Genomic DNA, 24,714 nt, shown 5'->3' on the forward strand with positions numbered 1-24,714 from the left:
CGGCCGGGTGGACTGACGCTCGGCTAAAGGACGCTGCGCATCTGCCGCGCGTGAAGAACCAGTTCGTGCCGAAGCGTTACGTTGGCATGGAGCATGTCGAAGCCCAGCGAGGCATCGCGCGGCCGATCGAACTCGGCACACACGTGTCGACTAGCAATCTTGCGCGGGTTGGGACAATTTGCTATGGGAAACTGCGGCCATATCTCGCGAAGGCGTTCATCGTGGCCGAGCCACTGGCCGTATCGACGGAATTTTTGCTTCTCGCACCGAACATCGGCATCGCCGATCCAGAGTATCTGGCATTCGTTCTAATCTCGAAAGGCTTCACCGACAAGCTAAGCGAGCATGTCTCTGGCGCGAAAATGCCCAGAGTCGATTGGGGAATCTTGTCTTCGCAGCGCATTCCGCTCCCCGATCTGGCGACCCAGGGCGCAATCGTAACGCTGCTCAAACAGCGGCTCGCTCTTATCGACCGCCAGGTGGAGTTGCTCGCGCGTCGTCGCACTCTCATCGCTGAGCTAAAACGGTCGATTCGGGAGGAAGTTATTTTTGCCCGCGCTGCGACGATCGGGACCGAACCGCTTGCAGACGAAGCGTGGCACGGGCCCGTGCCATCAGGTTGGCGCGTCGAACGACTCGGCAATCTGTTTCGGCAAAGCTCCGCCTTCGGCGGAGCCGGCCTTCCAATACTGAGCGTCTCGATTCATTCAGGCATTTCGGACAAAGAGCTCGCCGACGACGAGCAGGATCGAAAGGTCGCGAGAAGCGAGAACCGCGGTCTCTATAAAAAAGTCCAGCCAGGCGATATCGTGTACAACCAAATGCGTGCATGGCAAGGTGGCTTCGGTGTTGCAAAAGTCGAGGGTTTGGTAAGCCCCGCCTACGTCGTGGCGAGACCGAAGCGACAAGTTGTGCCGAGCTTCGTCGAACATATGCTGCGGACGGCCTCTGCGATCGAGGAAATGCGAGCGCGCTCCCGAGGGATCATTGATTTTCGGTTGCGCCTTTACTGGGACAAATTTAAAGATATTCGCATACCGCTGCCGCCGCTCGACGTCCAATTCGACCTCGCGAAAGAACTGGATCGGCGTCTAGCCGGGATCAATCGACAATCCGAAGCGCTTGATCGCATGGAAGAGCTGCTGAGCCAGCAACGCCGCTCTATCATTGATGAAGCGGTCACTGGCAGACTACTCGCGTTTCAATTGACCGGACTGGACGAAGACGGAGCAGTCGAAAAAGCGGCATAAAAACGGGGTAAATAATGAGGCACGGGTTCAAAGAGGATGATTTTCAGCGAGGGGTGTTCTTACCGTTTCTGACTGGGCACGGACAAGATCAACTCGGTTGGGTACTGGGCAAACCGTCAGATATCGATTCCGATAGATGGCTTATACCCGGCGACATCCTCGAGTTCATCCGAGATGGGAACCCGTCCAACCAAGCCGCGTTTGAGAAGGCGGCGCAGGCTTTCGCCTCGGACGAAGATTGCGCCAAGGCATTCATCGAAGAAGCGCTCGCGCCGAGGATAGCGGCGACCCCCAACGCGTCGTTCGTTCTTCGCGAGCCGATTGTCTTTCGGTCATATTCGTTTTCTCTCTGGAACGAGGCCCCGCGCGCAGGGGCTCAGCAAGCAGCGGCCGATTTCTTCGCCCGCAACCTTTTGCGTGCAGTTCCCGAAGCCGCGTTTGAACGCGTCTTTCCGTTGACCGGCAAGCGCATCAAGCGACGCCCTGACTACGTGTTCTTCGTCAATGGAGTTTATTTTGCCTATTCCGAGCTGAAAACCGCCCAGACTGGGCAGACAGCTGCGACTGATGGACGCAAAAAGATAGCGCACAACTGCGTCGAATCGGCGATAGCAGTCTTGGCTGAAGCGCGCGAGGATTGGGCACGCGCCGGCGGAAAATGGCCGGGTTTCAGAAGCCGCTCAATGCCAGCTGCTGAAAGGAACCGCATTCGTCAAGAGGTCTGCCTTTACGAAAAGGCGGTCCACATCAGCTGCGTCGACATGGGCAACCTGATGTTGCTGCAAGACCTCGAATGGCTACTAGCTGACGTGGATGAAGCCATCGAAAAGGGCGATCGGATCGGTTTGGAGGCTGTAATCCCGCAGCGCCTCATCGCGGCGTTCACCCGTGGCGCAGACATGCGAGAGAAGTCGCCGAGCGAGGCGCTGGCCGATCACCTAGCGGCCCTGTTCTCGGCCGGGGACGGCATTGACCGCGAAATCTTCTACTTCAACCAAAGCCGTCCAAGCCGCACGACTACCGGGGCAGAGATACTGCTTCCACGCCCCGCTCAGCGGGCTATGTTATTTCAGACCATTCGCCGTGTCCGCGAGCTTTATGCCGAGGAGGGCCGTCCAAAAATAAGTGAGCAGACAGTGAGGGAAAGGCTGGCGATCGACCTCCCCGACTTGGACTCCGCGAAAGCCGACCAGATCGTCAGCGAAACCTTGCTTTATCGAAACGGAGCGGAATCTCACTCTGTGCTTCTCCAAGGTGCAGCAGGGCTTGGCAAAACAAACGTTATCGTTTGGCTCGCGCAAGCGTTGGCGGACATGCCCGACCCGCGCAGCAAAACATTCGCTCCCCTTTTTGACCTTTGCGTGTTGCTGACCGATCGGACAGAACTTCGCAAAAACGTCGCTGAGGAAGCGGGTCGGCTGCGCGCGACACGAGAGATTGTCGCTGAGGCTCGGACATTCAAGCAGCTGCGGCTCGCTTTGATCGGCCGCACTCGCGTCGTAGTGGTGAACGTTCACAAGTTTCCATCGCTGCAGCGCCTTGCCGGCGAAGACCCCGAACTCGCCGAGCTCCTTCTTCGTATGCGTGTAGCGTTCGTGATCGACGAGGTTCACCGCTCGCAAAGCGGCGTGTTGCATAACGCGATGATTGACGTATTCGATCAGTGGGGCACGATTCGCCCAGAAGGCGCGAAGCGCAATTTGGTCATTGGGCTGACGGCCACGCCCACGGACGAAATCCTCGCTAGGATCGGAGAGTGGCGCTCGCCCAGTTCGCCTGGCGATGACATTCGTTGGGCTCCGTATTTCGCTTACACGATGACGCAAGCGATACGGGACAAGGTGATCCTCAATCCCATCCAGAACGTGGTTAGATTCGAAGATCATGTCGTGTATGCGATAACCGACACCCTGTCGAAAATTGGCGAAGGAGACAAGCTGCGCGCGCCCACCGCCGACGAGATTTATGAGAATCCAAATCGTCAGCGGTTCGTGGCGAGAAAAGCCGCGCGTGTCTTCGCTGCTAAAACTATGATGGCCGTGCGGCCTGCAGGAGGCCGGACCCTCGGCGAGGGTAAGGCCTTGTTTGCCTCCAATTCGATCCGATCCGCAATCGCTTACCAAACCCTGCTCAAGGAAGAGTTGGAGGCTCTTGCAGCTGACTCCCGTTTCTCAGAGCATGCTGAAACCCTGAGAAACATCCCGGTGTTGCTCCTCTACACGGACAAGCAGGGGGAAGCGAGCTGCTCGTCGAAAAACGACGGACGCAATCAGGAACAGATTATCGATGCGTTTCGACGCAAAGGCATCGAAAGCGCGGGCGGGTTGAAGGTGCGCAATTCCATTGTGGTTGTCGTGGACAAGCTTCTCACCGGATTTGACGAACCGACGTTGCACACCGTGTTCATTGACCGCGGCATGGACGATGTCTTGCTGTTTCAGACCGCATGTCGCGCGAATCGTTTGCGGAAATGGAAAAGCGACTGCCTGATTGTCGACTTCTCTCATGCGGGCATCGTCTCCAAGAACCTTCCGAAGGTCTTCGCAAAATATGGCGGGATTGCGGTTTCCGACCTCGACGCCATGGATTTGGTGGAAAAGATGAACGCCGCGTATTGCGGCTTCTTCAAGGACCGCGACCTTGAAACACATTGGAGAACGTGGCGTGCAACGCTCTCCGGCGGGAAGGACAGTTTGGGAGCAATGGGGCTCTCCGACTTTTTGGACGAATTGGTCCTCCGAGACATAGTTCGCGCGGCAAAGCTGCGGAAGTATGGAACGGCGTGGCTATCGAGCCGCACGCGGCTGCTCGGGATTCTCGATTTTGACCGCGCTGAACTGCGCCGGCACAACGACGAGTGGCGAGTGGCGTTCGCTGAACAAGTCGTCAACCACCTTTCCGCGAAAACTAAGGACGCAGACGAGCGTGTCGGTGCGGTGTTCGATATCGACCTCGTTGAAGAGTCAGAGGGCTGGGGGCTGGACGAGATCCCGGAGAGCAAGAAGCGGAATCGCGCAAAGGAGCTTGCCTCCAAGAATGGCTTGCCGCAATCCGTCGCGGCGATAGCGGAGTCGCTCGATGCGTTGGAGCTTCTGGTGGCTTTGCAGTTGACCGAAGAGCAGAAGCTTGAATTGATCGAAAAACTGAAAGACTTTTTGCGGACTTTGTTTGCCGCGATGGACGCTGTCGGAAAACGAAAAAATAACGATGTCCACCGCAAATTGATCCAAGCCATGGCTGCGAACGGCGAGGACTACTCTTGGGAAAATCGGTTCGGAAAATTTAAAGAGCTGCTGGACGCAGCTGTAATTGAGCCAAACGTTTTCGCGCATCCGCATCGCAAGGCGTTTCTGAATCCGCTGATGCGACGCCCTGAACTTGTTATGGCGGATTACGAGGAATGGGTGGTGGTTGGCGACAGCCGGCTGAGGCAGAGCTGATAGCGGGCGGGGCAGGCATGATATCTGGTAGTCTAGATTCCTACTGACCCTGAACCAGAATTAGTCCCGGTCGGAAGTGGAGATTTCCGGCTTGTGACCCTGAACCAGAATTAGTCCCGGTCGGAAGTGGAGATTTCCGGCTTGTGACCCTGAACCAGAATTAGTCCCGGTCGGAAGTGGAGATTTCCGGCTTGGTTGAGTTGTCAGGCGAGGCGGATTCCCTTGCCTGACGGGCGAATTCGGCGGGCGTCATCCACTGCAATGCAGAGTGGGGGCGCACCTCGTTATAGTACGTGCGCCAGTCGTCGATTTTGCTCTGCGCGTCGGCCAATGACAAGAACCAATGTGCGTTCAGACATTCCTGCCGGAAACGCCCGTTGAAGCTTTCGACCTTGGCATTGTCAGTGGGCGTGCCCGGCCGACTGAAATCCAATTCAACGCCATGTTCGTAGGCCCAGCGATCCATTGCCTTCGAGATGAACTCGCTGCCATTGTCGACCTTGATCGTGGCGGGGTGCCCACGTGTTGCAGTAATACGCATCAGCGCTTTGACCACATGCTCTCCCTTCAGACTTTGTCCGACCTCGATGGCCAAACATTCCCGTGTGTAGTTGTCGACGACGGTCAGAGTCCGAAGGCGTCGCCCATCGAACAGGGCATCTGCAACGAAATCCATGCTCCAGATTTCGTTGATCGCGGTCACGATGTGCTTGGGCTGTCGCAGCCGAGCCGATTTGTTACGTCGTGGTCGCTTATGCCGCAGTGACAGGCCCTCCGCACGATACAGCCTGTAGACGCGCTTGCAATTATCTCGCCAGCCTTCCCGTCGCAGGACCACATGAACGCGTCGATACCCGTAGTGCACGCGCGTGGCGGTGATTTCCTTGATACGCATGAGCAGCGCCGACGAATCGCGCGCAACCGACTGATACCGATACAGCGAACGAGACATGCCAAACAACGCGCATGTCTTCGTCAAGCTGGTTCGATAGCGATCACGCAACTCATCGATCAACATGCGCCGACGGGAAGGCTTCAGAGCTTTTTTGCGAGTACGTCCTGCAGCATGGCCTTGTCCAGGCTCAGGTCTGCTACGAGCCGCTTCAACTTCGCGTTTTCCTCTTCGAGCTGGCGCAAGCGGCGCAACTCAGAAGGTCCCAGACCTCCGAATTTCTTCTTCCAGTTGTAGAAAGTCGCCTCGCTTATTCCGAGCTTGCGGCAGATCTCTTCGACCTTCGTCCCCAACTCGGCTTGCTTCAGTGCAAATGCGATCTGCTCTTCCGTAAACTTGCTTGTCTTCATGGCATGGCCTTCGTGTCCGCTTGGACACATCATGCCGAATTTCTCTACTTTTGAACCGGACTATTTCTTGGGTCAGGGTCACGGACTTTGATGCCGTGGGATTATCGGTGCCAGAAAATAAAATAGCCCGGAAGACATTGGCAGTCGACCGGGCTATAACGATGATTCTAATTTTTCACGGACACTGAGAAACTTTTTTCATTTCAGTGACACGTTTTTCACTATCTCTGACAACCTACAACCTCAAACGTCAATATTCCCCGCCCGCAACGCATTGCTCTCAATAAACGCCCGCCGCGGCTCGACATCATCCCCCATGAGGGTAGTAAAGATCCCATCCGCCGCGATCGCATCCTCGATCTGCACACGCAGCAGACGCCGCACGGCCGGATCCATCGTCGTTTCCCACAGCTGCTCGGGGTTCATCTCGCCGAGCCCCTTATAGCGCTGTTTGGAGACGTTGCGTTCAGCATCCGCCAGCAGCCACTTCATCGCGCTCTTGAAGTCCGCCACGGCCATGCTGCGCTCACCGCGCTTGATGACCGCACCTTCCCCAATCAGCCCCTTGAACGTATTCGCCGTCGTCACGAGCTGCTGATAATCCGCCGTGTGCTGGAATTCCTGGTCGATGACCGAAACCCGCACGTTGCCGTGATGCGTGCGCTCGACATGCAGCGCCCGCTGTTCGCGAACCGGGTCATACGAAGGCACAACCCGCACTTCATTCTTCAGCGCGTCATCATGCAACGCAGCATGCAGCGCCTTAGCCGAAGCCTCAGTCGACTCCTCATTGGAAAGATCGATCACCACCCCGTCCATAACGGCTTCCAGCGCGGCCGGGTCATACAACCGGCTCAACCGATCGATCACGCTCTGCGACAGCAGATACGACCGAGCAAGCTCCCCAAGCGCATCCCCAGAAATCGCCGCCGCATTCTCACCCGGCACCAGCTCCGACCCTTGCAGCGCCAACCGCAGCATATGCGCGTTGAGCTCCACGTCATCCTTCAGATACCGCTCGTCCTTACCCGCCTTGATCTTGTAAAGCGGCGGCTGCGCGATATACACGTACCCGCGCTCGATCATGTCCGGCATCTGGCGATACAGGAACGTGAGTAGCAGCGTCCGGATGTGCGCACCGTCGACGTCCGCGTCGGTCATGATGATGATGCGGTGATAGCGGAGCTTCTCGAGGTTGTAGTCTTCCTTGCCGATGCCGCACCCAAGCGCGGTCACGAGCGTGACGATCTGTTCCGACGACAGCAGCTTGTCGTAGCGCGCCTTCTCGACGTTCAGCACCTTGCCGCGCAGCGGCAGGATCGCCTGGAACTTCCGATCGCGCCCTTGCTTCGCCGACCCACCTGCCGAGTCACCCTCGACGATGTAGATTTCGCACTTCGCCGGGTCTTTCTCCTGGCAATCCGCGAGCTTACCGGGCAGGCCGACGCCGTCGAGTACGCCCTTCCGACGCGTCATTTCACGCGCCTTCCGCGCAGCATCCCGCGCCCGAGCAGCCTCGACGATCTTCCCGCAGATGATCTTCGCGTCGATCGGCGTTTCCAGCAGGAACTCTTCCAGCGCCTTCGCCACAACTTCCTCAACCGGCGCACGAACCTCGGAAGAAACCAGCTTGTCCTTCGTCTGCGAGCTGAACTTCGGCTCCGGCACCTTCACGGAGAGCACGCACGACAGCCCTTCGCGCATGTCGTCGCCGGTCGTCTCGACCTTCGCCTTCTTCGCGATTTCGTTGTCGGTGATGTACTTGTTGATGACGCGCGTCATCGCGGCCCGCAGGCCGGTCAGGTGCGTGCCGCCGTCGCGCTGCGGGATGTTGTTCGTGAAGCACAGCACGTTTTCGTTGTAGCTGTCGTTCCACTGCATCGCGACTTCGACGCCCACGCCGTCCTTCTCGCCGTTGGCGAAGAACACGGTCGGGTGCAGGTTGGTCTTCGTCTTGTTGATGTACTCGACGAAGCCCTTCACACCGCCGGCGAATGCGAAATCGTCTTCCTTGCCCGAACGCAGGTCGGTCAGACGAATCCGCACGCCGTTGTTCAGGAACGAAAGCTCGCGCATCCGCTTGGCCAGAATGTCGTAGTGATACTCGACGGTCCCGAAAATGGTCGGATCGGCCATGAAATGCACTTCGGTGCCGCGGTTCTCGGTGTCGCCGGTCACGAGCATCGGCGACACTTCCACGCCGTCCACCACTTCGATCACGCGATCCTGCGCGACGCCGCGGTGGAACTCCATGAACCGCTTCTTGCCGTCGCGGCGCACGGTGAGGCGCAGCCAGCTCGACAGCGCGTTCACGCACGACACGCCCACGCCGTGCAGGCCGCCGGACACCTTGTAGCTGTTCTGGTCGAACTTGCCGCCGGCGTGCAGCTCGGTCATCACGATCTCGGCGGCGCTGCGCTTCGGCTCGTGCTTGTCGTTCATCTTCACGTCGGTCGGAATCCCGCGGCCGTTGTCGACCACGGAAATCGAGTTGTCGGCGTGAATCGTCACGTGGATGTCGTTGCAGTACCCGGCCAACGCTTCGTCGATCGAGTTGTCGAGCACCTCGAACACGAGGTGGTGCAGACCGGTGCCGTCCGACGTGTCGCCGATGTACATCCCGGGGCGCTTGCGCACCGCTTCCAGACCTTCGAGGATCTGGATCGACGAGGCGCCGTAGCTGCTGTTATCGGGTTGCGAATTGTGCTGTTCACTCATGGATATCTTCCGGTTCTGCGGGGCCACTCTCGTGGCGGCGCGGTGCGTTTCAGCGAGAGAAATCGCCGGGCCGCTCCAGTTTCCTGGCCCGCCCCAGGTGCCGAAACGGCACCAAAAGGGCGGGTTGTCGGTTCGCCATAAAAACGCCAAAGGGGCTTGCCGCCCCCTGGTGTGTGTCGCGATGTCGAGCGCGTCAGATGCGCATCGGCATCACGACATACTTGAACTCGTCGTTCTCGGGCACGGTGATCAGCGCGCTCGAGCTGGCGTCGCCGAGGCTCACCTGCACGGTGTCGACCTTCAGGTTCGCGAGCACGTCGAGCAGATACGTGACGTTGAAGCCGATGTCGACGGTATCGCCCTGGTAGGCGATTTCGAGTTCTTCCTGCGCCTCTTCCTGATCGGCGTTGGTCGACATGATCTTCAGCTGGCCCGGCGCGATGATGCAGCGCACGCCCTTGAACTTGTCCGAGGTCAGGATGGCCGCGCGCTGCAGCGAACGCTGCAACTCTTCACGGCCGATCTCGAACGTGTTCTTGTGCGCCTTCGGGATCACGCGCTGGAAGTCGGGGAACTTGCCCTCGACGAGTTTCGACACGAGCTCGACCTGGCCGAACGTGAACTTGGCCTGGGTTTGCGCGATGTCGATGGTGACGGTGTCGTCGATGTCTTCGAGCAGGCGCTGCAGCTCGAGAATCGTCTTGCGCGGCACGATGACTTCCTGGCGGCCGAACGTGCCGCCTTCGAGCTTCATCGACGAGAACGCGAGGCGGTGGCCGTCGGTGGCCACGGCCATCAGCTGGTCGCCGTCGACGACGAGCAGCATGCCGTTCAGGTAGTAGCGGATGTCCTGCTGCGCCATCGCGAAGTGCACCATGCCGAGCAACTGGCGGAACGACTTCTGCGGGACGGTGAGCGTGGCGCCGAAATCCTTCGCCTGCGCGACGGTCGGGAACTCGTCGGCCGCCAGCGTCTGCAGTGCGAAGCGGCTCTTGCCCGATTGAACGGTGAGGCGCTTGTCGGCGAGCGACAGCGTGACCTGGCCGTCAGGCATCGCGCGCAGGATGTCGAGCAGCTTGCGGGCCGCGACGGTGGTCGCGACCTGGTCGCCGCCGACGCCGAAATCGGCGCGCGTGGTGATCTGCAGCTCCAGGTCGGTCGACAGGAATGAAACGTCCGGGCCGTTCTTGGTGATCAGCAGGTTGGCGAGGATCGGCAACGTATGGCGGCGTTCGACGATGCCGCTGACCGTTTGCAGCGGCCTGAGGAGGGTGTCTCGTTCGGTCTTGACCAGTTGCATAGAGTTCCTTCGTTGAGTAACGGCCTGCAGCGCAGCAGCCACGCAGCGCCCCGCCGGCCGGGCTCTTGGCCCGCCACCACCGGGGCGGTCAAACCAGTATTGTGCCTCAAAACCGAACCGCCCCCCTTAAATTGGGGCGGAGGCCGAATTATCAAGCGCGGTGCACGCGCTCAGCCCTTCAGCGTCTGTTCCAGCACGTGCAGCTCGTGGTTGAGCTGCGCGTCCTTGCTGCGCTCGTCGGCGATCTTGCGCACCGCGTGCAGCACGGTGGTGTGATCGCGCCCGCCGAACAGCTCGCCGATTTCCGGCAGGCTCTTCTGCGTGAGTTCCTTCGCCAGGTACATCGCGATCTGCCGCGGCCGCGCGATGTTCGCGGGGCGCTTCTTCGAGTACATATCCGCGACCTTGATGTTGTAGAAGTCGGCGACGGTCTTCTGGATGTTCTCGACCGAAATCTGCCGGTTCTGCACGGTCAGCAGGTCCTTCAGCGCTTCCTTGGTCAGCTCGATCGAGATCTCGCGGCCGTGGAACTTCGAATACGCGAGGATCTTGCGCAGCGCGCCTTCGAGCTCGCGCACGTTCGAGCGCAGGTGCTTCGCGACGAAGAACGCGACGTCCTCCGACAAATTCACGCCTTCCGACTGCGCCTTGCGCATCAGGATCGCGACGCGCATCTCCAGCTCCGGCGGCTCGATCGCGACGGTGAGGCCCGAGTCGAAGCGCGAGATCAGGCGATCGTCGATGCCCGAGATTTCCTTCGGATACGTGTCGCTGGTGATGATGACCTGCGCCTTGTTCGCGACCAGCGCCTCGAACGCGTAGAAGAATTCCTCTTGCGTGCGCGACTTGCCGGAGAAGAACTGGATATCGTCGATCAGCAGCAGGTCGAGCGAATGGTAGTAGCGCTTGAAGTCGTCGAACGCCTTGCGCTGGTACGCCTTCACCACGTCCGACACGTACTGCTCGGCGTGGATGTAGCGGATCCGTGCACCGGCCTTGTCGAGCAGCAACTGGTTGCCGATCGCGTGGATCAGGTGGGTCTTGCCGAGGCCGACGCCGCCGTACAGGAACAGCGGGTTGTACGAGATGCCCGGGTTGTCCGCGACCTGGATCGCGGCGGCGCGCGCGAGCTGGTTCGCCTTGCCGGTCACGAAGTTGTCGAACGTGAGCACCGGGTTCAGCTTCGAACGTTCGTACATCGAATCGGCTTCGCCGCCGTTCGCGGGCGCGGCGCCCGGGCCCGGACGCCACGTGCGGCGGCCGGCCGCCGCTTCGTGCGCGGGCAGGCTCGGCAGGTCGATGTCGGCGTCGTCGGCGTTCAGGTGGTGCGCGGCGGCCGCCGACGGCGTCATCGGCACGTCGGCCGGCGCGCTGGGCGCGGCGGCGGCATTCGCGGTCAGGTTGGCGGCGATCGCGGCGACCGTCGCGGCCGGGCCGCTCGGCGCCAGCGGCGCACGCGGCGCGGCCGGTGTGGCGCCTGCCGCGGCGCTGCGCATGCCGGCCTTCGGATCGAGGACGAACTGGACTTCGATCGGCGTGTTCCAGAATTCACGGGCCAGATCGCTGATCCGGCCCGAAAACTGGCTCTTGACCCAGTCCAGCTTGAAGCGGTTCGGCGCGGCGATGGACAGCGTGTTCGCCGACGCATCGAAGGCCACCGGGGCCAAGGGTTTGATCCACGTCACGTACTGCTGGGGCGTCAGCTCGCGCTCCAGCAGTGCGGAACAGTGTTGCCAGAAATCGTTCATCAAGTAACTGTCGTTTTTTGCGTGCACAGCGCGGCTCGCCGGCGCCCTTGTCGCGGTCGCGCAACAAGGCCCGAAGCGGTCGTGCGAGCGTGCGTCGGACGCCTGCGTCACAGTCTTGGCGGGGCAGGCGCGAGCCGAAGCGGCGTGCGGGATTCTTGGAGATAAGGCGAGATTCTAACGCCAAACGCGGCCACAGCGGGACTTATCCACAGGCTGTGTTTGTGGGCCGCGGGGCCGGATCGGGGCGGGCTGGCACAGGCGAACGACGCGTAAAGTATTGACCGTCAACGGAAAAACGGTTTAAATAGCGGGTTCCGCGAAAACCAATCCTGTATTCCCGGCGATTGCGTTCGCCCGAATGCCTCCGGTTAAGGGCACGCGGTCCCCTGAATTTCGACATTCTCGAACAAGTGAGAACATCATGAAACGTACTTACCAACCGTCCGTGACGCGCCGCAAGCGCACCCATGGCTTCCGTGTCCGCATGAAGACGGCAGGTGGCCGCAAGGTCATCAACGCTCGCCGCGCGAAGGGCCGCAAGCGCCTCGCCATCTAAGGCAGGTTGCGCGCTGTGTCCGCCGTCCGCAGTCCTGCGGAAGGTGCCGTCGAGCCGGGTGCGAATCCGTCGCAGACGAAAGCCGCCTTCCCGAAAGCTGCGCGACTTCTGAAAACGGATGAATTTTCATCCGTTTTTCGTTTGCGCCCCTGGCGGCGCTCCGCGCACTTCGTGATTTACGGCAAGCCGACCGGTCAGCCCGCACGCCTGGGGCTCGTCATCGGCAAGAAGTATGCGCCGCGGGCAGTCACACGTAACCTCGTGAAGCGGCTGGCGCGCGATGCGTTTCGCCTGCGCCGCGCCGAATTCGCCGGTTACGACCTGCTGCTGCGGCAGCACACGCGCTTCGACAAGAAAGCGCTGCCGAGCGCGGCTTCCGCCCCGCTCGCGGCGATGTGCGCGGGCGAGATCCGCGAGCTGCTCGACAGGGCAGCCCGGGAAATCGCGCGCCGCGCGTCGAAGCCCGCGTCCGAGTGACGCATCCGTGCCCGGTGCGGCGTTCGCGCCCGCCCGGCCGGTTTTGACGCGGCGTCGTACGGCGCCGCCCAAGGTATGGAAACGGTATTGATCGCCTTGCTGCGCTTCTACAAGGTTGCCGTGAGCCCGATGCTCGGCAACCGTTGCCGTTTTTATCCTTCCTGTTCGGATTACGCGCGCGAGGCAATCCAGTATCATGGCGCCGCGCGCGGCACGTATCTCGCCGTCAGGCGTGTGTGCCGATGCCATCCGTTTTCCGCGGGCGGCATCGACCTCGTCCCGCCGCCCAACTCCGACACTCGCGCTCGCGGCGAAGCCGACGCGCGGTCCCATCGACTCTGAGACAACGCATGGATATCAAACGCACCGTCCTATGGGTGATCTTCTTCATGTCAGCTGTCATGCTGTACGACAACTGGCAGCGGGACCATGGACGCCCGTCGATGTTCTTCCCGAGCGCCACGCAGACGGCCCCGGCCGCCGCCGGCGGCGCATCGGGCACGGGCGCGACGACGACCGCAGGTGACGTGCCTGCCGCCGCGGCCGGCGCCGCACCGTCGACGACGGCCCCGGCTGCGCAGGCGCAGCTGGTGAAGTTCTCGACCGACGTGTACGACGGCGAAATCGACACGCGCGGCGGCACGCTCGCGAAGCTGACGCTGAAGAAGCAGGGCGACGGCAAGCAGCCCGACCTGTACATCACGCTGTTCGACCACACGGCCGGCCACACGTATCTCGCACGTACGGGCCTGCTCGGCGGCGATTTCCCGAACCACAACGACGTCTACACGCAGCTGAACCCCGGCTCGACGTCGCTGACGGGCGACCAGAACACGCTGAAGCTGTCGTTCGAATCGCCGGTGAAGGGCGGCGTGAAGGTGATCAAGACCTACACGTTCACGCGCGGCAGCTACGTGATCGGCGTCGATACCAAGATCGACAACGTCGGCACGGCGCCCGTCACGCCGACGGTCTACATGGAACTGGTGCGCGACAACACGGCCGTCGAAACGCCGATGTTCTCGCACACGTTCCTCGGGCCGGCGGTGTACACGGACGCGAAGCACTTCCAGAAGATCGACTTCAGCGACCTCGACAAGAACAAGGCGAACTTCGAGAAGTCCGCCGACAACGGCTGGGTCGCGATGGTGCAGCACTACTTCGCGTCGGCCTGGATTCCGCAGCAGGGCGCGAAGCGCGACATCTACGCTGAAAAGATCGATCCGACGCTGTACCGCGTCGGCGTGAAGCAGCCGGTCGCCGCGATCGCGCCGGGCCAGTCGGCCGACGTGCAGGCGCGCCTGTTCGCCGGTCCGGAAGAAGAGCGCATGCTCGAAGGCATCGCGCCGGGCCTGGAGCTCGTGAAGGATTACGGCTGGGTGACGATCATCGCGAAGCCGCTGTTCTGGCTGCTCGAGAAGATCCACGGCTATGTCGGCAACTGGGGCTGGGCGATCGTGCTGCTGACGGTGCTGATCAAGGCCGTGTTCTTCCCGCTGTCGGCGGCGAGCTACAAGTCGATGGCGCGCATGAAGGAAATCACGCCGCGCATGCAGGCGCTGCGCGAACGCTTCAAGAGCGATCCGCAGAAGATGAACGCCGCGCTGATGGAGCTGTACAAGACCGAGAAGGTCAATCCGTTCGGCGGCTGCCTGCCGGTCGTGATCCAGATCCCGGTGTTCATCTCGCTGTACTGGGTGCTGCTCGCGTCGGTCGAAATGCGCGGCGCGCCGTGGATTCTGTGGATTCACGACCTGTCGCAGCGCGATCCGTTCTTCATCCTGCCGGTGCTGATGGCCGTGTCGATGTTCGTGCAGACGAGCCTGAACCCGACGCCGCCGGACCCGGTTCAGGCGAAGATGATGAAGTTCATGCCGATCGCGTTCTCGGTGATGTTCTTCTTCTTCCCGGCCGGCCTCGTGCTGTACTACGTCGTGAACAACGTGCTGTCGATCGCGCAGCAGTACTACATCACGCGCAAGCTCGGCGGCGTGAAGAAGAAGCCGGCCTGACGCCAGTCGTACTCGCGGGCGGTCCGCCGCTCGCGATGCGCGCAAAAAAAGCCGCATGGTTCATGACCGTGCGGCTTTTTGCTTTTACTGGTCCGATCCCGGCTCAGCCCTTCTTCGATTCGCCCACGTCGCCGTAGAACTGCTCGACCAACTCCTGTACGAGGTAGCGATGATGCGGCGACAACGCTTCGATCTTCGACGCGAGTTCGATCGTCTCGGGCGTCGGCGGATAGTGCTCGTCGCGCGGCAGCGGTTGCGGCGTCGCGTGTTCGATCACGCTTGGCGACGGGCCGTAATGCAGCCAGTGGACTTCGACGCGCAACCAGTCGGCGAGCGTCGCGAGTTTGTCCGGCGTCGGAATCGTGCGGCCCGTCAGCCATTTGTGCGCGGTTTGCGGCGAAACGGGCTGGGCTCCGCGATGGCGCAGATTGAATCGGTTCGCCAGTTCCGTCGCGCCGGTGACCTTCTCCGGGCTGCGCCGCAGGGCGAACTTCAGGCGTTCCGAGAACGCGGCTTTTTCTTCGGGTGTCGGCATGGGGGAGATTGTGCAATTCGGCCGACGTTTCTAAGACAACCATATAGGATAAACGTATCCTGTTCAGACGAATCCCGGCCTCGTACGGGCACATTGGCGGAATTGAGGGGCAAATCGTCCGCCCCCGCCAGCAGGCATACTTGTCCGAAACGAAGAGTATGCCAGCACGGGGTACTGATACTCGACTTATCCCCGTCGGGATAAATTCGGGCGAGTCCGAATTCGGCGTCGCGTCCGGTGGCGCGGGTGCCGACACGCTACAATGCCGGCGTTCCAACGCGCGAACTGTTGCGCCGGCGCACCGGCTACTCGCCGATTTCCCAGACTCCCCAGATTCGTCCGATTCCCATGCTCGCTACCGATTCCGATCCGATCGTCGCCATTGCCACCGCCGCCGGCCGGGGCGGCATCGGCGTTGTCCGCGTGTCGTTCGGGCGCGGCGGCGAGGCGGCCGCGCTGCCGCTGATCGACGCGTTGTGCGGGCAGAAGCTCGCGCCGCGTCATGCGAGCTACGTGCCGTTTCTCGACGCGCATGGTGCGCCGCTCGACCGCGGGATCGCGCTGTATTTCCCGGCGCCGCATTCGTACACGGGCGAATACGTGCTCGAGCTGCAGGGGCACGGCGGGCCGATCGTGATGCAGTTGCTGCTGCAGCGCTGCCTGGACGCGGGGCGCGGCTTCGGGCTGCGGCTCGCGGAGCCGGGCGAGTTCACGCGACGCGCGTTCCTGAACGACAAGCTCGATCTCGCGCAGGCCGAAGCCGTCGCCGACCTGATCGAGGCGAGCACCGAGGCGGCCGCGCGCTCGGCCGGGCGTTCGCTCGACGGCGCGTTCTCGCGGCAGATCCATGCGCTCGTCGACGACGTGATCACGCTGCGGATGCTGGTCGAGGCGACGCTGGATTTTCCGGAGGAGGAAATCGACTTCCTCGAGGCGGCCGACGCGCGCGGCAAGCTCGCGAAGATCCGCGCGCAGCTCGCGCACGTGCTCGGCGATGCGCGGCAGGGCGCGTTGCTGCGCGAAGGGCTGTCGGTCGTGCTCGCGGGGCAGCCTAACGTCGGCAAGTCGTCGCTGCTGAATGCGCTGGCGGGCGCCGAGCTGGCGATCGTCACGCCGATCGCCGGCACGACGCGCGACAAGGTGGCGCAGACGATCCAGGTCGAAGGGATTCCGCTGCACATCATCGATACGGCCGGGTTGCGCGAGACGGAGGACGAGGTCGAGCGGATCGGCATTGCGCGCACGTGGAGCGAGATCGAGCGCGCGGACGTCGTGCTGCATCTGCTCGATTCGCGCATGGGGATGACGCCGGACGACGAAACGATCGCGGCGCGGTTTCCGGCCGGCGTGCCGGTGGTGCGCGTGCTGAACAAGACGGATCTGACCGGTGTGCCCGCGTGCGTCGAGCATCCGGCGGCGGAAGGCGATCTGACCGAGGTGCATCTGTCGGCGAAGCGCGGCGACGGGATCGACATGCTGCGCGCGGAGCTGCTGCGGATCGCCGGGTGGCAGGCGGGGGCCGAGGGCGTGTATCTCGCGCGGGAGCGGCATCTGATCGCGCTGCGGGCCGCGCAGGAACATCTCGCGCAGGCGGCCGATCATGCGGAGCAGCGCGCGCAGTCGCTCGACCTGTTTGCCGAAGAGCTTCGGCTCGCGCAGGAGCAGCTCAATGCGATTACCGGGGAGTTCACGTCGGATGATCTGCTGGGGGTGATTTTCAGCAGGTTTTGTATCGGGAAATAAAGGCGGCATTGTTTCAGAAGCTAAAAAAGCACTGGAGAGGCCGCCTCCCCCTGATGCCGATCGTGAAGCGTGTCCGTTTGCAGAGACACTAAAAAATATACGATTTATGACATTTTCAGCTGCAATCGGTTGATCGCATATTACCATCATCCTTCATGAGACAAAGATCAATCTCCTGGAGGGGCATCATCCGGCCGATGCACTCGATCTCCCTTGGCTGGCGCTACATGCGGGGCGTAGACGGCGAACATGCCTTTTCGACGAGAAGGATTTTTCTCAACATTTTTTGTTGGGTGTTGCGGAATATGCATCAATTTCCGGTGCCGGTATATTGAGATATCCGGTGCCGATCGGACGAATACCCTGCATGCTCTTGCGATATTGAATCGATACAGTAATCCTCAAATGACGCCATTCGTTTCGGAGTGGCGGGAATGCTCGACTTTGACGAGTTTTACTTTGAGGAAAGCATGTTCGATCACAACCACTACGTTCCAGTATTGAAATGGCGTCAGGGAGAATACCTTGCGTTGTCCAGATTGACGGCGACCGTCATGAATTGGGTAACACCGTTGTTCGAGGTGCCGACGGAGGCGTGGGACTTTGAGGCTGAAGCGCCAGCCAAGAGCCTCGACGAGCACTTGAGCAAGTTTGGCGTGCGACTCAAACAAAAATGGGACACGCGACGTTGTTTTGTCGATTCTCCCTTTATCGACGGCGACGCGTGTGTCGAGAGCGGCGCGCACCATCTGGCCCATATCTTCGACTTGGCACGGGCCGCCGGGGCCATGCCCGTCCCGGTGTTTGGGGCGGGGCGCTCCGAAGCGTATATGGCTGCTGTAAGGGCGATTGTCGATCGCGATGGACGGGGAGCCTGTCTTCGACTGACGCCGGACGACTTCGGCATTTCGATGCGCGCGGAGGTGGATACGTTGCTGGACGCCATCGGGATAGCAGAAAGCGCGTGCGATCTCGTACTCGATTGCGCGGCCGACATCGCAACCAGCCCGAAGATGCAGGCGTTGGTGTGGAAAGGGTTGCTCGACGAGTTGCCGAAGCTCGAAGATTGGCGTTCCGTCACGATTGCCGGGACGTCATTCCCGCAGACGTTGCCGTCGGCGTCGTATCGACCGTCCGGCCTGATCAAGCGTCATGATTGGCTTGGCTACAAATCACTTGTCGGAATGCTACCTGCCGGCACACGCGTGCCGACTTTCGGCGACTACGCCGTGGCGCATCCGGAGACCGAACTCATCGATCCACGCATGCTCGATCCGACTGCAAAGGTGAAGTACACCATCGACGATGAGTGGTTCATCGCGATGGGTGTGCAGGTCAAGAAACATGGGCGTGCGCAGTACGCCGACATCTGCCGGAGTATTGTTTCCGCCAGGCCGCCGATCTTCATGGGAGGCGCCTACTCACACGGTGATCAATTCATCGAGGACTGCGCGAGCGGCATTGGAAGTACCGGCGGTGCATCAACTTGGCCGATGGTGGGGAGCAACCACCATGTCACGAAGGTTGTGAGGGATGTCGCCACCTTGTTCGGCGCTTCAACGCTTCCCTGACCTGCGCGCGAAGCGACGAAGGGGAAAGGTGTTGCGTGAGCAGCGTATACAGCGCCCGTCTGCTGCCGCGCAGCGCCTTCCTGTCGGTTTCAAGGGCTTCCAGAATGGCCAGGGCTTCGTCGCGCCAGAGAAGGTGGGCAACATGGAACGGGGAGATGTCCGGGTTCATTGACGCGGCGCGCTCGGTCTCGATGTGAACCGCTCCGCGAGGGCCGACATGCGACACCTTGATGCCCCACCACGGTGGAAGCAGGTTCGCCGCTTCGACGAAGTGCCGTTCGCTCACGACGAGCGTCGCCTTGTCGAGCGCTCGCGAGTAGGCGTCGATCTGCAGCGGCAGACGGTGCAGTGTATCGGTATCGCTTTTGAGCTCGTAGCCGTGAATGACGCCATTGATTACCGCGATGTCGACCCTGCATGCGCCGTGCTCGAGCCCCAGCTCTTCCACGACGAGCACGTTGGGATTCGACATCGGCTCCGCAAGGACCTTTTTCATGACAGCGGTTCGAACGTCACGATCGCGTGTCGCGATACGAGGCGTTTGATTGCTGTTTGAAAATTTCACCACGGTGGAGGGCCCCCTGAATCGGTACGCAGCGGGGCATGTTAACACAGGCAGAGAGTGCCTTTACCCCCCACTGCCGTTAGGCCGACCCTGCGTCGACATCAAGCCCGATGACGAAGTTGGATGCCCGTCGAAGCCAGGCCGGACGTTCAATCCCAATGACGATGATGGTGATAATACCCACCCCCACCGTAATACCCGCCACCGTCAGGCACCACGACACAGCCGCTCAACAACACGGCGACGCCGGCAATCAGCAAAAGGGCCTTCTTCATCGCGTTCACCTGCTCGGATTCAATATGAAACCCAGCATAGCGAGCGGCTCCGGCCGAGGCTGTAAGCGATCGTATCCCCGCGCCGCAATCCGTAACGGCGGATTATTCCGGTCAAAATGACCGTAACAATTAGCCAAACAGCAGACGTTTCAGGCGACGACGACCCGGTTTCGCCCCGTGTCCTTCGCCCGATACAGCGCGGCATCGGCGGCCTCGATCAACGCGTCGGGCGTTGACAGGTCGTCGGCCGACACGGTCGCGCAGCCGATGCTGACGCTCACGCGCCCGGCCGGCGAATCGGGCATCGCGAGGTCGAGCCGCAATACGGCTTCGCGCGCTTCGTCGGCCACCACCCGCGCGCCGTGCGCGCCGGTATTCGGCAGTACGATCGCGAACTCCTCGCCGCCGTAGCGCGCGACGATATCGGTGGGCCGCCGCACCGCGCCGACCAGTGCATTCGCGACGGCGATCAGGCACGCATCGCCCTTCACGTGACCGAACGCATCGTTGTACGCCTTGAAGTGGTCGACGTCGACCATCAGCAGCGACAGCGGTTCGCCCTGCCGCCGCGCCTGCAGGAACAGCATGTGGAAATGGTCGTTGAAGTGGCTGCGGTTGAACGCACCCGTGAGCCCGTCGCGCGCGGACGAGCGAATCAGCGTCGCGTGCGCTTCGAACAGTTGCTGATACAGCATCGTCACTTCCCATGCGAGCACGCACACGAGCACGCCCGGCGTGAACATGCTGAACACGCGCGCGACATACCAGCCGAGCGTGAAGCGATGGGTGGACAGCAGGTTCAGCGTCGTATCGGTGAGGCACGCGAGCACCGCGATCGCGAGCCACAGGTCGAGCGTCGTGCGCAGCCGGCCGGTGACCAGCACGGCCACGAGCGCGAGCACGTTGAGGATCCACACGACGAGCGCGGTGCCGTTGACGGGCAGCACGGCCGCGTCGCGAGGCGGATGGAACGCGGGCGGCAGCGACACGTTCAGCGCGAGCACACACAGCAGCGCCGCCGCGACGGCCGGGCCGCCGACGAGCGCGAGCGTCCAGCGGCGTGTTTCTTTCGCGCCGACCGGCGCGCGCGTCAGCCGCTCGCGTGCGACCAGCGCGGCCATCACGAAGCACGGAAAGCCGGCATGCCAGAAGATCCACATCCATGCGGCGCTTTGCGGGCGCGCGCCGAGCAGGCCGTGGGGCGCGAACACGCCGGGAAAGGTCAGCAACTGCAGCGCGACGGCGAGCGCGGTGAACGCATAGGCGCCGCCGAGCGCACCGAGCACGGGCTGGCGCGTCACGGTGAACTGCGCGCCGAGGAAGAACGCCGCGATGCTCGCGGTCGTGAACACGGTGAGCGCGCACATCGGCATGAACGGCTCGACGGCCGGCAGCGCGACGTTCGCGTGCGGCACGGCGATCCCGAGCGTGAGCAGGATGACGAGCGCCGTCAGCGCGCCGAACCACAGCTGACGTTGCGTCGTGTGCTGGATCAGGATGCCTTCCATGGAGTCCCCCGGGCACGCGCGCGAAACGCCCGATCTTGCGCCGGGCGGCGCGCTCCCCGATCGCGGCGCGACCGGTGCGGCCCGATCCTATCGCGTTATTGGCATCCGCTCAAATGCCGAGCCCCGGGCCGAAGTTGCCGGCAATCCAGCGCGTGACGGCGTCGACGTCCGCGTAGTCCTGTTCGGGCAGGCCGTCGAGCATCGCCAGCACTTCGTTGCTGGCGCCGGCGTCGCGTGCGGCATCGACGATCGCATCCTTGTTCGCGGGATAGCGGACGGCCGCCAGCACATCGGCGATCTGCAGGTCGATCGTTTCGTTCGGGATATCGTGCGGAGGAAGGGCGGGCTTGTCGTTCACGTCGGTGTCTCGCGGGTGGGGCGGGAATCGGATCGAAGCGCAAGGGCCGTGCCCGCGTGTTACCCGGCCTGGGGTGGCCGGCCCTGCGCATGCGGCGGATCGACGATGATCGAAGTCAATGCCCGCGTCGCACGCGGCGCCACGGATGCTTCCAGTCGATGTGCGGTGCGTTCTCGTCGCGCGGATGCTGGCGACGATGCTCCTGCCAGAGTTCGTCGGAAAACAGCGCAGCCACGATGACGAGCGGCAGCACGAGGAAAATTCCGAGGATGACTTGCTCGATCACGATAGCCTCCTTGCGGTGGCAGGAACCCTTGTTCCCATTCTAGGCTCTGAACTTCGCCCGCGTTCAATTTCTTACAGTGCGAAACGGGCCGGAACGCGGCCGGGCCGCAGGCATTTCGCGCATGCGGCGACATCAAAAAGGACACCAACATGCAACTTCAGAACGATACCCACACGCTCGCGCTACGGCCGCTGGAACGCCAGGACCTGCGCTTCGTCCACGAGCTGAACAACGACGCGAAGATCATGCGCTACTGGTTCGAGGAGCCGTACGAAACCTTCTCGGAACTGTCGCAACTGTACGACCGTCACGTGCACGATCAGCGCGAGCGCCGTTTCGTCGCGGTCGATGCGCGGGACGAACTGGTCGGCCTCGTCGAGCTGATCGAGCTCGACTACATCCACCGCCGCGGCGAGTTCCAGATCATCATCGCGCCGCAGTGCCAGGGGCGCGGCTATGCGGGCCAGGCGACGCGCCTCGCGATCGAATACGCGTTCAAGGTGCTGAACATGCGCAAGCTGTACCTGATCGTCGATACGTCGAACGCGGCGGCGATTCACGTGTACGAGAAATGCGGATTCCAGCACGAAGCCGAATTGAAGGAAGAATTTTTCGGGAATGGCGCGTATCACAACGCTTATCGCATGTGCATCTTCCAGCGCGATTATTTCGAGCGCCAGCAAACCGGATTGAATAATGCAGGGTAAACACCACACGGACGAAATGCGCTTGCGACGGGGCACCGAGCGCGCCGAATAGAGGCGGCGACCTACGGATAAATACGGATGCGCCTATATCTGGCATTTTTCTTGTATCGAGTAAAGGCGCTGCCGCGCTGCGGTAAAAGTCGAATCATTTTGGATGACTTTATGTGCAATGCATCAAAATGAGCCGAATAGCGAAATGGATTATCCAAACCGTTCAATCGTCGCATTGTAACTTCGCTGAAAGCCTTGTCGGATAACGCTTTCCGCCGGGCGGCGCGGGCCCGTCCGCGATTCGGCAGCGTTTGCCGGACGCGCGCCGCCCGCGAAAAGCGGGGCGCGCACGGGGTGCGACAATCCGCCGCTATTGCGGTCGCACAACAAATGTGCTTGCTATCGTTTGCCGGTCTTCTAAAGTGAAAAACGCGGGTTCACGATCACCTTTAAACACATAGCTAACCCAGCCTGGTGCCCGCAAGCCTGGAGACAGAACATGATCAAGCGTACCGGTGTCCTTTTTGCCCTTGTCGGCGCGTTTTGCGCGGTGTCGATTGCCCAGGCCGGCGGCGATTCGGCCGTCAAGCCGAAGCAGGAAATCCAGCTGACGAAGAATGCATGGGGTTGCCTGTCGAAAGACAATCTGGACTCCGTACTGAGTCACGAACGTGACGGCAAGTCGCAGGCGAAGCAGCAGTATTTCGACGACTTCCGCTGCCTGTCGGTGCCGGAAGGCCAGCGCTTCCGCGTGGTGTCGGTCGACGAGGGCGACGTGCAGTTCGTCAGCGCCGACAACAGCGACCAGCAAGGCCTCTGGGCCGATTCGCGCTTCGTCAAGCAGTAACCGTCCATTCCCCGCGCAGTCGCACGACGCGCGAGCGTGCCGGCCCGACGAGCCGGCGGCGCGAACCGAACGCGGCCCGGCCCAATGCCGGGCCGTTGCGCTGTGGGTCGCGCATGACGCGCGCCCGACGGCCCGCATTCGGTATCATCACGGCCCGACCGAACCGAATGCCCGCCCGGGCCGTATCCGCATGGCGCTGAAATCCACGATCTACAAAGCCGAGTTGCAAATCGCCGACATGGATCGGCATTACTACGCCGATCACGCGCTGACGGTGGCGCGCCATCCGTCGGAAACCGACGAACGGATGATGGTGCGCATCGTCGCGTTCGCGCTGTTCGCGCACGAGCGGCTCGAATTCTGCAAGGGGCTGTCGGACGTCGACGAGCCCGACCTGTGGCAGAAGGACCTGACGGGCGCGATCGACGTGTGGATCGAGGCCGGTCAGCCCGACGAACGGCGCATCTCGAAGGCGGCCGGGCGTGCCGGGCAGGTCACGGTGATCGCGTACGGCGGCAAGACGTCGGATATCTGGTGGCAGGGCGTGCGCAGCAAGGTCGAACGGCTGCGCAACGTGCAGGTGCTGTCGCTCGCCGACGGCGTCGCGGCAGCGCTCGGGCGGCTCGCGGAGCGCACGATGCGCCTGCAGTGCACGGTGCAGGACGGCGCCGCATGGATCTCGAGCGCGGACCACGATCCGGTCGCGGTCGAGTGGACCGTGCTGAAGGCGCGCGCGGACGCGTAACGGCTCGCGCGCCGGCCGCGTTCAGCCGAGCGCGGCCGGCGGCCCCTTGAATTCGACCATGTTGCCTTCCGGATCGAACAGGTAGATCGACGGCCCGTAGCCGCCGGCGCCGTAGCGTTCGGCCGGCGCGCCGGGCCGCGCGCCATGCGCGGCGAAATGGGCGATCAGTGCGTCGGGATCGAACGGCTCGACGCGCAGGCACAGGTGGTCGAGGTTGCGCCCCGCGCCGGGCGGGCCGCTGTCGGGGCGGTCGATCGGGCCGCCGACCGTCAGCAGGTCGATCAGCGCATCGCCGGCCCGCAGTTGCACGAGGCCCAGATCGGGCTGTTCCTTCTCCACATGGCAGCCGACGGCGTCGCAGTAAAAGCGCGTCACGGCCTCCATGTCGGTCACGCGCAGCACGATGTGATCGATGCCGCGGATGGTGGGCTTCATGGGCGGGACTCCTTCGCAGTCGACGAGCATCGAGTGTAGACGCATCGCGCCTGCGCTGCCGGCCGGAACGCGGCACAATCGACGGACGAAAAAAAGCCCGTTCACGCAGAGCGGAACGGGCTTAATCCATATCAGGAGGAGACATGGAGGAGACAGTTCCAACTATACACACGGCGATGGTGCGACGCAATATTCCGATTGCAAAAAAACGTCAGGACGGCGATTTGTCGCATCCGCACTGCAGCAAAACGGTGACGGGACGATGACGGAAACGGTGCTTGAGCCGCCGCCGCGCACATTTCGTCGCATTTATCCCTACTGATGCGCCCCCGATTTTCGGGCACG

Annotated in this window: 22 protein-coding genes; 11 read left to right on the forward strand and 11 right to left on the reverse strand. The window is 62.0% G+C overall.

What is annotated here, in order from left to right; translation table 11 throughout:
- Positions 1-50 precede the first annotated feature (50 nt).
- Together WS64_RS11320 and WS64_RS11325 are read left to right on the forward strand one after the other, a co-directional pair.
- A complete protein-coding gene (locus WS64_RS11320; protein ID WP_167351616.1) occupies positions 51-1,250 on the forward strand; it encodes a restriction endonuclease subunit S in 1,200 nt (399 codons plus the stop codon).
- Between the two features lie 14 nt (positions 1,251-1,264).
- Positions 1,265-4,690: a type I restriction enzyme subunit R domain-containing protein gene (locus tag WS64_RS11325; RefSeq protein ID WP_060966481.1), complete on the forward strand. Its 3,426-nt coding sequence runs from the start codon at positions 1,265-1,267 to the stop codon at positions 4,688-4,690.
- A gap of 160 nt (positions 4,691-4,850) precedes the next feature.
- On the opposite strand, the gene WS64_RS11330 is transcribed toward WS64_RS11325, so the two are convergent.
- The 4 genes from WS64_RS11330 to dnaA form a co-directional block, all read right to left on the reverse strand.
- Positions 4,851-5,992, reverse strand: a protein-coding gene (locus WS64_RS11330) for an IS3 family transposase (RefSeq protein WP_155720390.1) whose coding sequence is annotated in 2 segments (ribosomal slippage) — positions 4,851-5,740 and positions 5,740-5,992 — 1,143 coding nt in all. Because the reading frame shifts where the segments join, the coding sequence is not laid out codon by codon here.
- 243 nt (positions 5,993-6,235) lie between these two features.
- Positions 6,236-8,710 (reverse strand): DNA topoisomerase (ATP-hydrolyzing) subunit B, encoded by a 2,475-nt coding sequence (gyrB, locus tag WS64_RS11340; RefSeq protein WP_060966482.1) that lies wholly within the window; start codon positions 8,708-8,710, stop codon positions 6,236-6,238.
- Between the two features lie 193 nt (positions 8,711-8,903).
- Complete coding sequence (gene dnaN, locus WS64_RS11345; protein ID WP_006756934.1) at positions 8,904-10,010, reverse strand: DNA polymerase III subunit beta; 1,107 nt, start codon at positions 10,008-10,010, stop codon at positions 8,904-8,906.
- Positions 10,011-10,180: 170 nt separating this feature from the next.
- A complete protein-coding gene (gene dnaA, locus WS64_RS11350) occupies positions 10,181-11,758 on the reverse strand; it encodes a chromosomal replication initiator protein DnaA (RefSeq protein WP_060966483.1) in 1,578 nt (525 codons plus the stop codon).
- A gap of 421 nt (positions 11,759-12,179) precedes the next feature.
- On the opposite strand from dnaA, the gene rpmH reads away from it, so the two are divergent.
- From rpmH to yidC, 4 genes are all read left to right on the forward strand, one after another.
- A complete protein-coding gene (gene rpmH / locus WS64_RS11355; RefSeq protein WP_004198824.1) occupies positions 12,180-12,314 on the forward strand; it encodes a 50S ribosomal protein L34 in 135 nt (44 codons plus the stop codon).
- 15 nt (positions 12,315-12,329) lie between these two features.
- On the forward strand, positions 12,330-12,791 hold the full coding sequence (gene rnpA / locus WS64_RS11360; protein ID WP_060966484.1) for a ribonuclease P protein component: 462 nt from the start codon (positions 12,330-12,332) through the stop codon (positions 12,789-12,791).
- A 75-nt stretch (positions 12,792-12,866) separates the two neighbouring features.
- Entirely contained in the window at positions 12,867-13,133 is a 267-nt protein-coding gene (gene yidD, locus WS64_RS11365; protein WP_006750110.1) for a membrane protein insertion efficiency factor YidD, read from the forward strand.
- Between the two features lie 8 nt (positions 13,134-13,141).
- Positions 13,142-14,803 (forward strand): membrane protein insertase YidC, encoded by a 1,662-nt coding sequence (yidC, locus tag WS64_RS11370; protein WP_059573579.1) that lies wholly within the window; start codon positions 13,142-13,144, stop codon positions 14,801-14,803.
- Positions 14,804-14,906: 103 nt separating this feature from the next.
- On the opposite strand, the gene WS64_RS11375 is transcribed toward yidC, so the two are convergent.
- Positions 14,907-15,338: a helix-turn-helix domain-containing protein gene (locus WS64_RS11375; protein ID WP_060010875.1), complete on the reverse strand. Its 432-nt coding sequence runs from the start codon at positions 15,336-15,338 to the stop codon at positions 14,907-14,909.
- 348 nt (positions 15,339-15,686) lie between these two features.
- On the opposite strand from WS64_RS11375, the gene mnmE reads away from it, so the two are divergent.
- Both mnmE and WS64_RS11385 read left to right on the forward strand, forming a co-directional pair.
- On the forward strand, positions 15,687-17,081 hold the full coding sequence (gene mnmE / locus WS64_RS11380; protein WP_060966485.1) for a tRNA uridine-5-carboxymethylaminomethyl(34) synthesis GTPase MnmE: 1,395 nt from the start codon (positions 15,687-15,689) through the stop codon (positions 17,079-17,081).
- A 434-nt stretch (positions 17,082-17,515) separates the two neighbouring features.
- The gene (locus WS64_RS11385) at positions 17,516-18,652 is read left to right on the forward strand and encodes a beta family protein (protein ID WP_244166550.1); all 1,137 of its coding nucleotides are present in this window, start codon (positions 17,516-17,518) and stop codon (positions 18,650-18,652) included.
- Here WS64_RS11385 and WS64_RS11390 read toward each other — a convergent pair.
- From WS64_RS11390 to WS64_RS34885, 5 genes are all read right to left on the reverse strand, one after another.
- Positions 18,597-19,148: a sce7726 family protein gene (locus WS64_RS11390; protein ID WP_060966486.1), complete on the reverse strand. Its 552-nt coding sequence runs from the start codon at positions 19,146-19,148 to the stop codon at positions 18,597-18,599. The genes WS64_RS11385 and WS64_RS11390 overlap by 56 nt on opposite strands.
- 218 nt (positions 19,149-19,366) lie before the next feature.
- Entirely contained in the window at positions 19,367-19,492 is a 126-nt protein-coding gene (locus WS64_RS35500; RefSeq protein WP_279616247.1) for a hypothetical protein, read from the reverse strand.
- A 149-nt stretch (positions 19,493-19,641) separates the two neighbouring features.
- Positions 19,642-21,000 carry a sensor domain-containing diguanylate cyclase gene (locus tag WS64_RS11395; protein WP_060966487.1) on the reverse strand — a complete coding sequence of 453 codons (1,359 nt, stop codon included), beginning with the start codon at positions 20,998-21,000 and terminating at the stop codon, positions 19,642-19,644.
- A gap of 109 nt (positions 21,001-21,109) precedes the next feature.
- Complete coding sequence (locus WS64_RS11400) at positions 21,110-21,358, reverse strand: DUF2795 domain-containing protein (protein WP_060966488.1); 249 nt, start codon at positions 21,356-21,358, stop codon at positions 21,110-21,112.
- Between the two features lie 115 nt (positions 21,359-21,473).
- Positions 21,474-21,644, reverse strand: a complete 171-nt coding sequence (locus tag WS64_RS34885; protein WP_006489933.1) for a hypothetical protein — start codon at positions 21,642-21,644, stop codon at positions 21,474-21,476.
- 149 nt (positions 21,645-21,793) lie between these two features.
- Here WS64_RS34885 and speG point away from each other — a divergent pair, with 149 nt between their 5' ends.
- From speG to WS64_RS11415, 3 genes are all read left to right on the forward strand, one after another.
- A complete protein-coding gene (gene speG / locus WS64_RS11405; RefSeq protein ID WP_060966489.1) occupies positions 21,794-22,351 on the forward strand; it encodes a spermidine N1-acetyltransferase in 558 nt (185 codons plus the stop codon).
- A gap of 490 nt (positions 22,352-22,841) precedes the next feature.
- On the forward strand, positions 22,842-23,189 hold the full coding sequence (sap1, locus tag WS64_RS11410; RefSeq protein WP_060966490.1) for a surface attachment protein Sap1: 348 nt from the start codon (positions 22,842-22,844) through the stop codon (positions 23,187-23,189).
- A gap of 190 nt (positions 23,190-23,379) precedes the next feature.
- Positions 23,380-23,934, forward strand: a complete 555-nt coding sequence (locus WS64_RS11415) for a YaeQ family protein (protein ID WP_060966491.1) — start codon at positions 23,380-23,382, stop codon at positions 23,932-23,934.
- A 21-nt stretch (positions 23,935-23,955) separates the two neighbouring features.
- Here WS64_RS11415 and WS64_RS11420 read toward each other — a convergent pair whose 3' ends face one another.
- Complete coding sequence (locus WS64_RS11420) at positions 23,956-24,369, reverse strand: VOC family protein (protein ID WP_060966492.1); 414 nt, start codon at positions 24,367-24,369, stop codon at positions 23,956-23,958.
- Positions 24,370-24,714: the final 345 nt, after the last annotated feature.

The organism is Burkholderia anthina (assembly GCF_001547525.1).
GTDB lineage: Bacteria > Pseudomonadota > Gammaproteobacteria > Burkholderiales > Burkholderiaceae > Burkholderia > Burkholderia semiarida.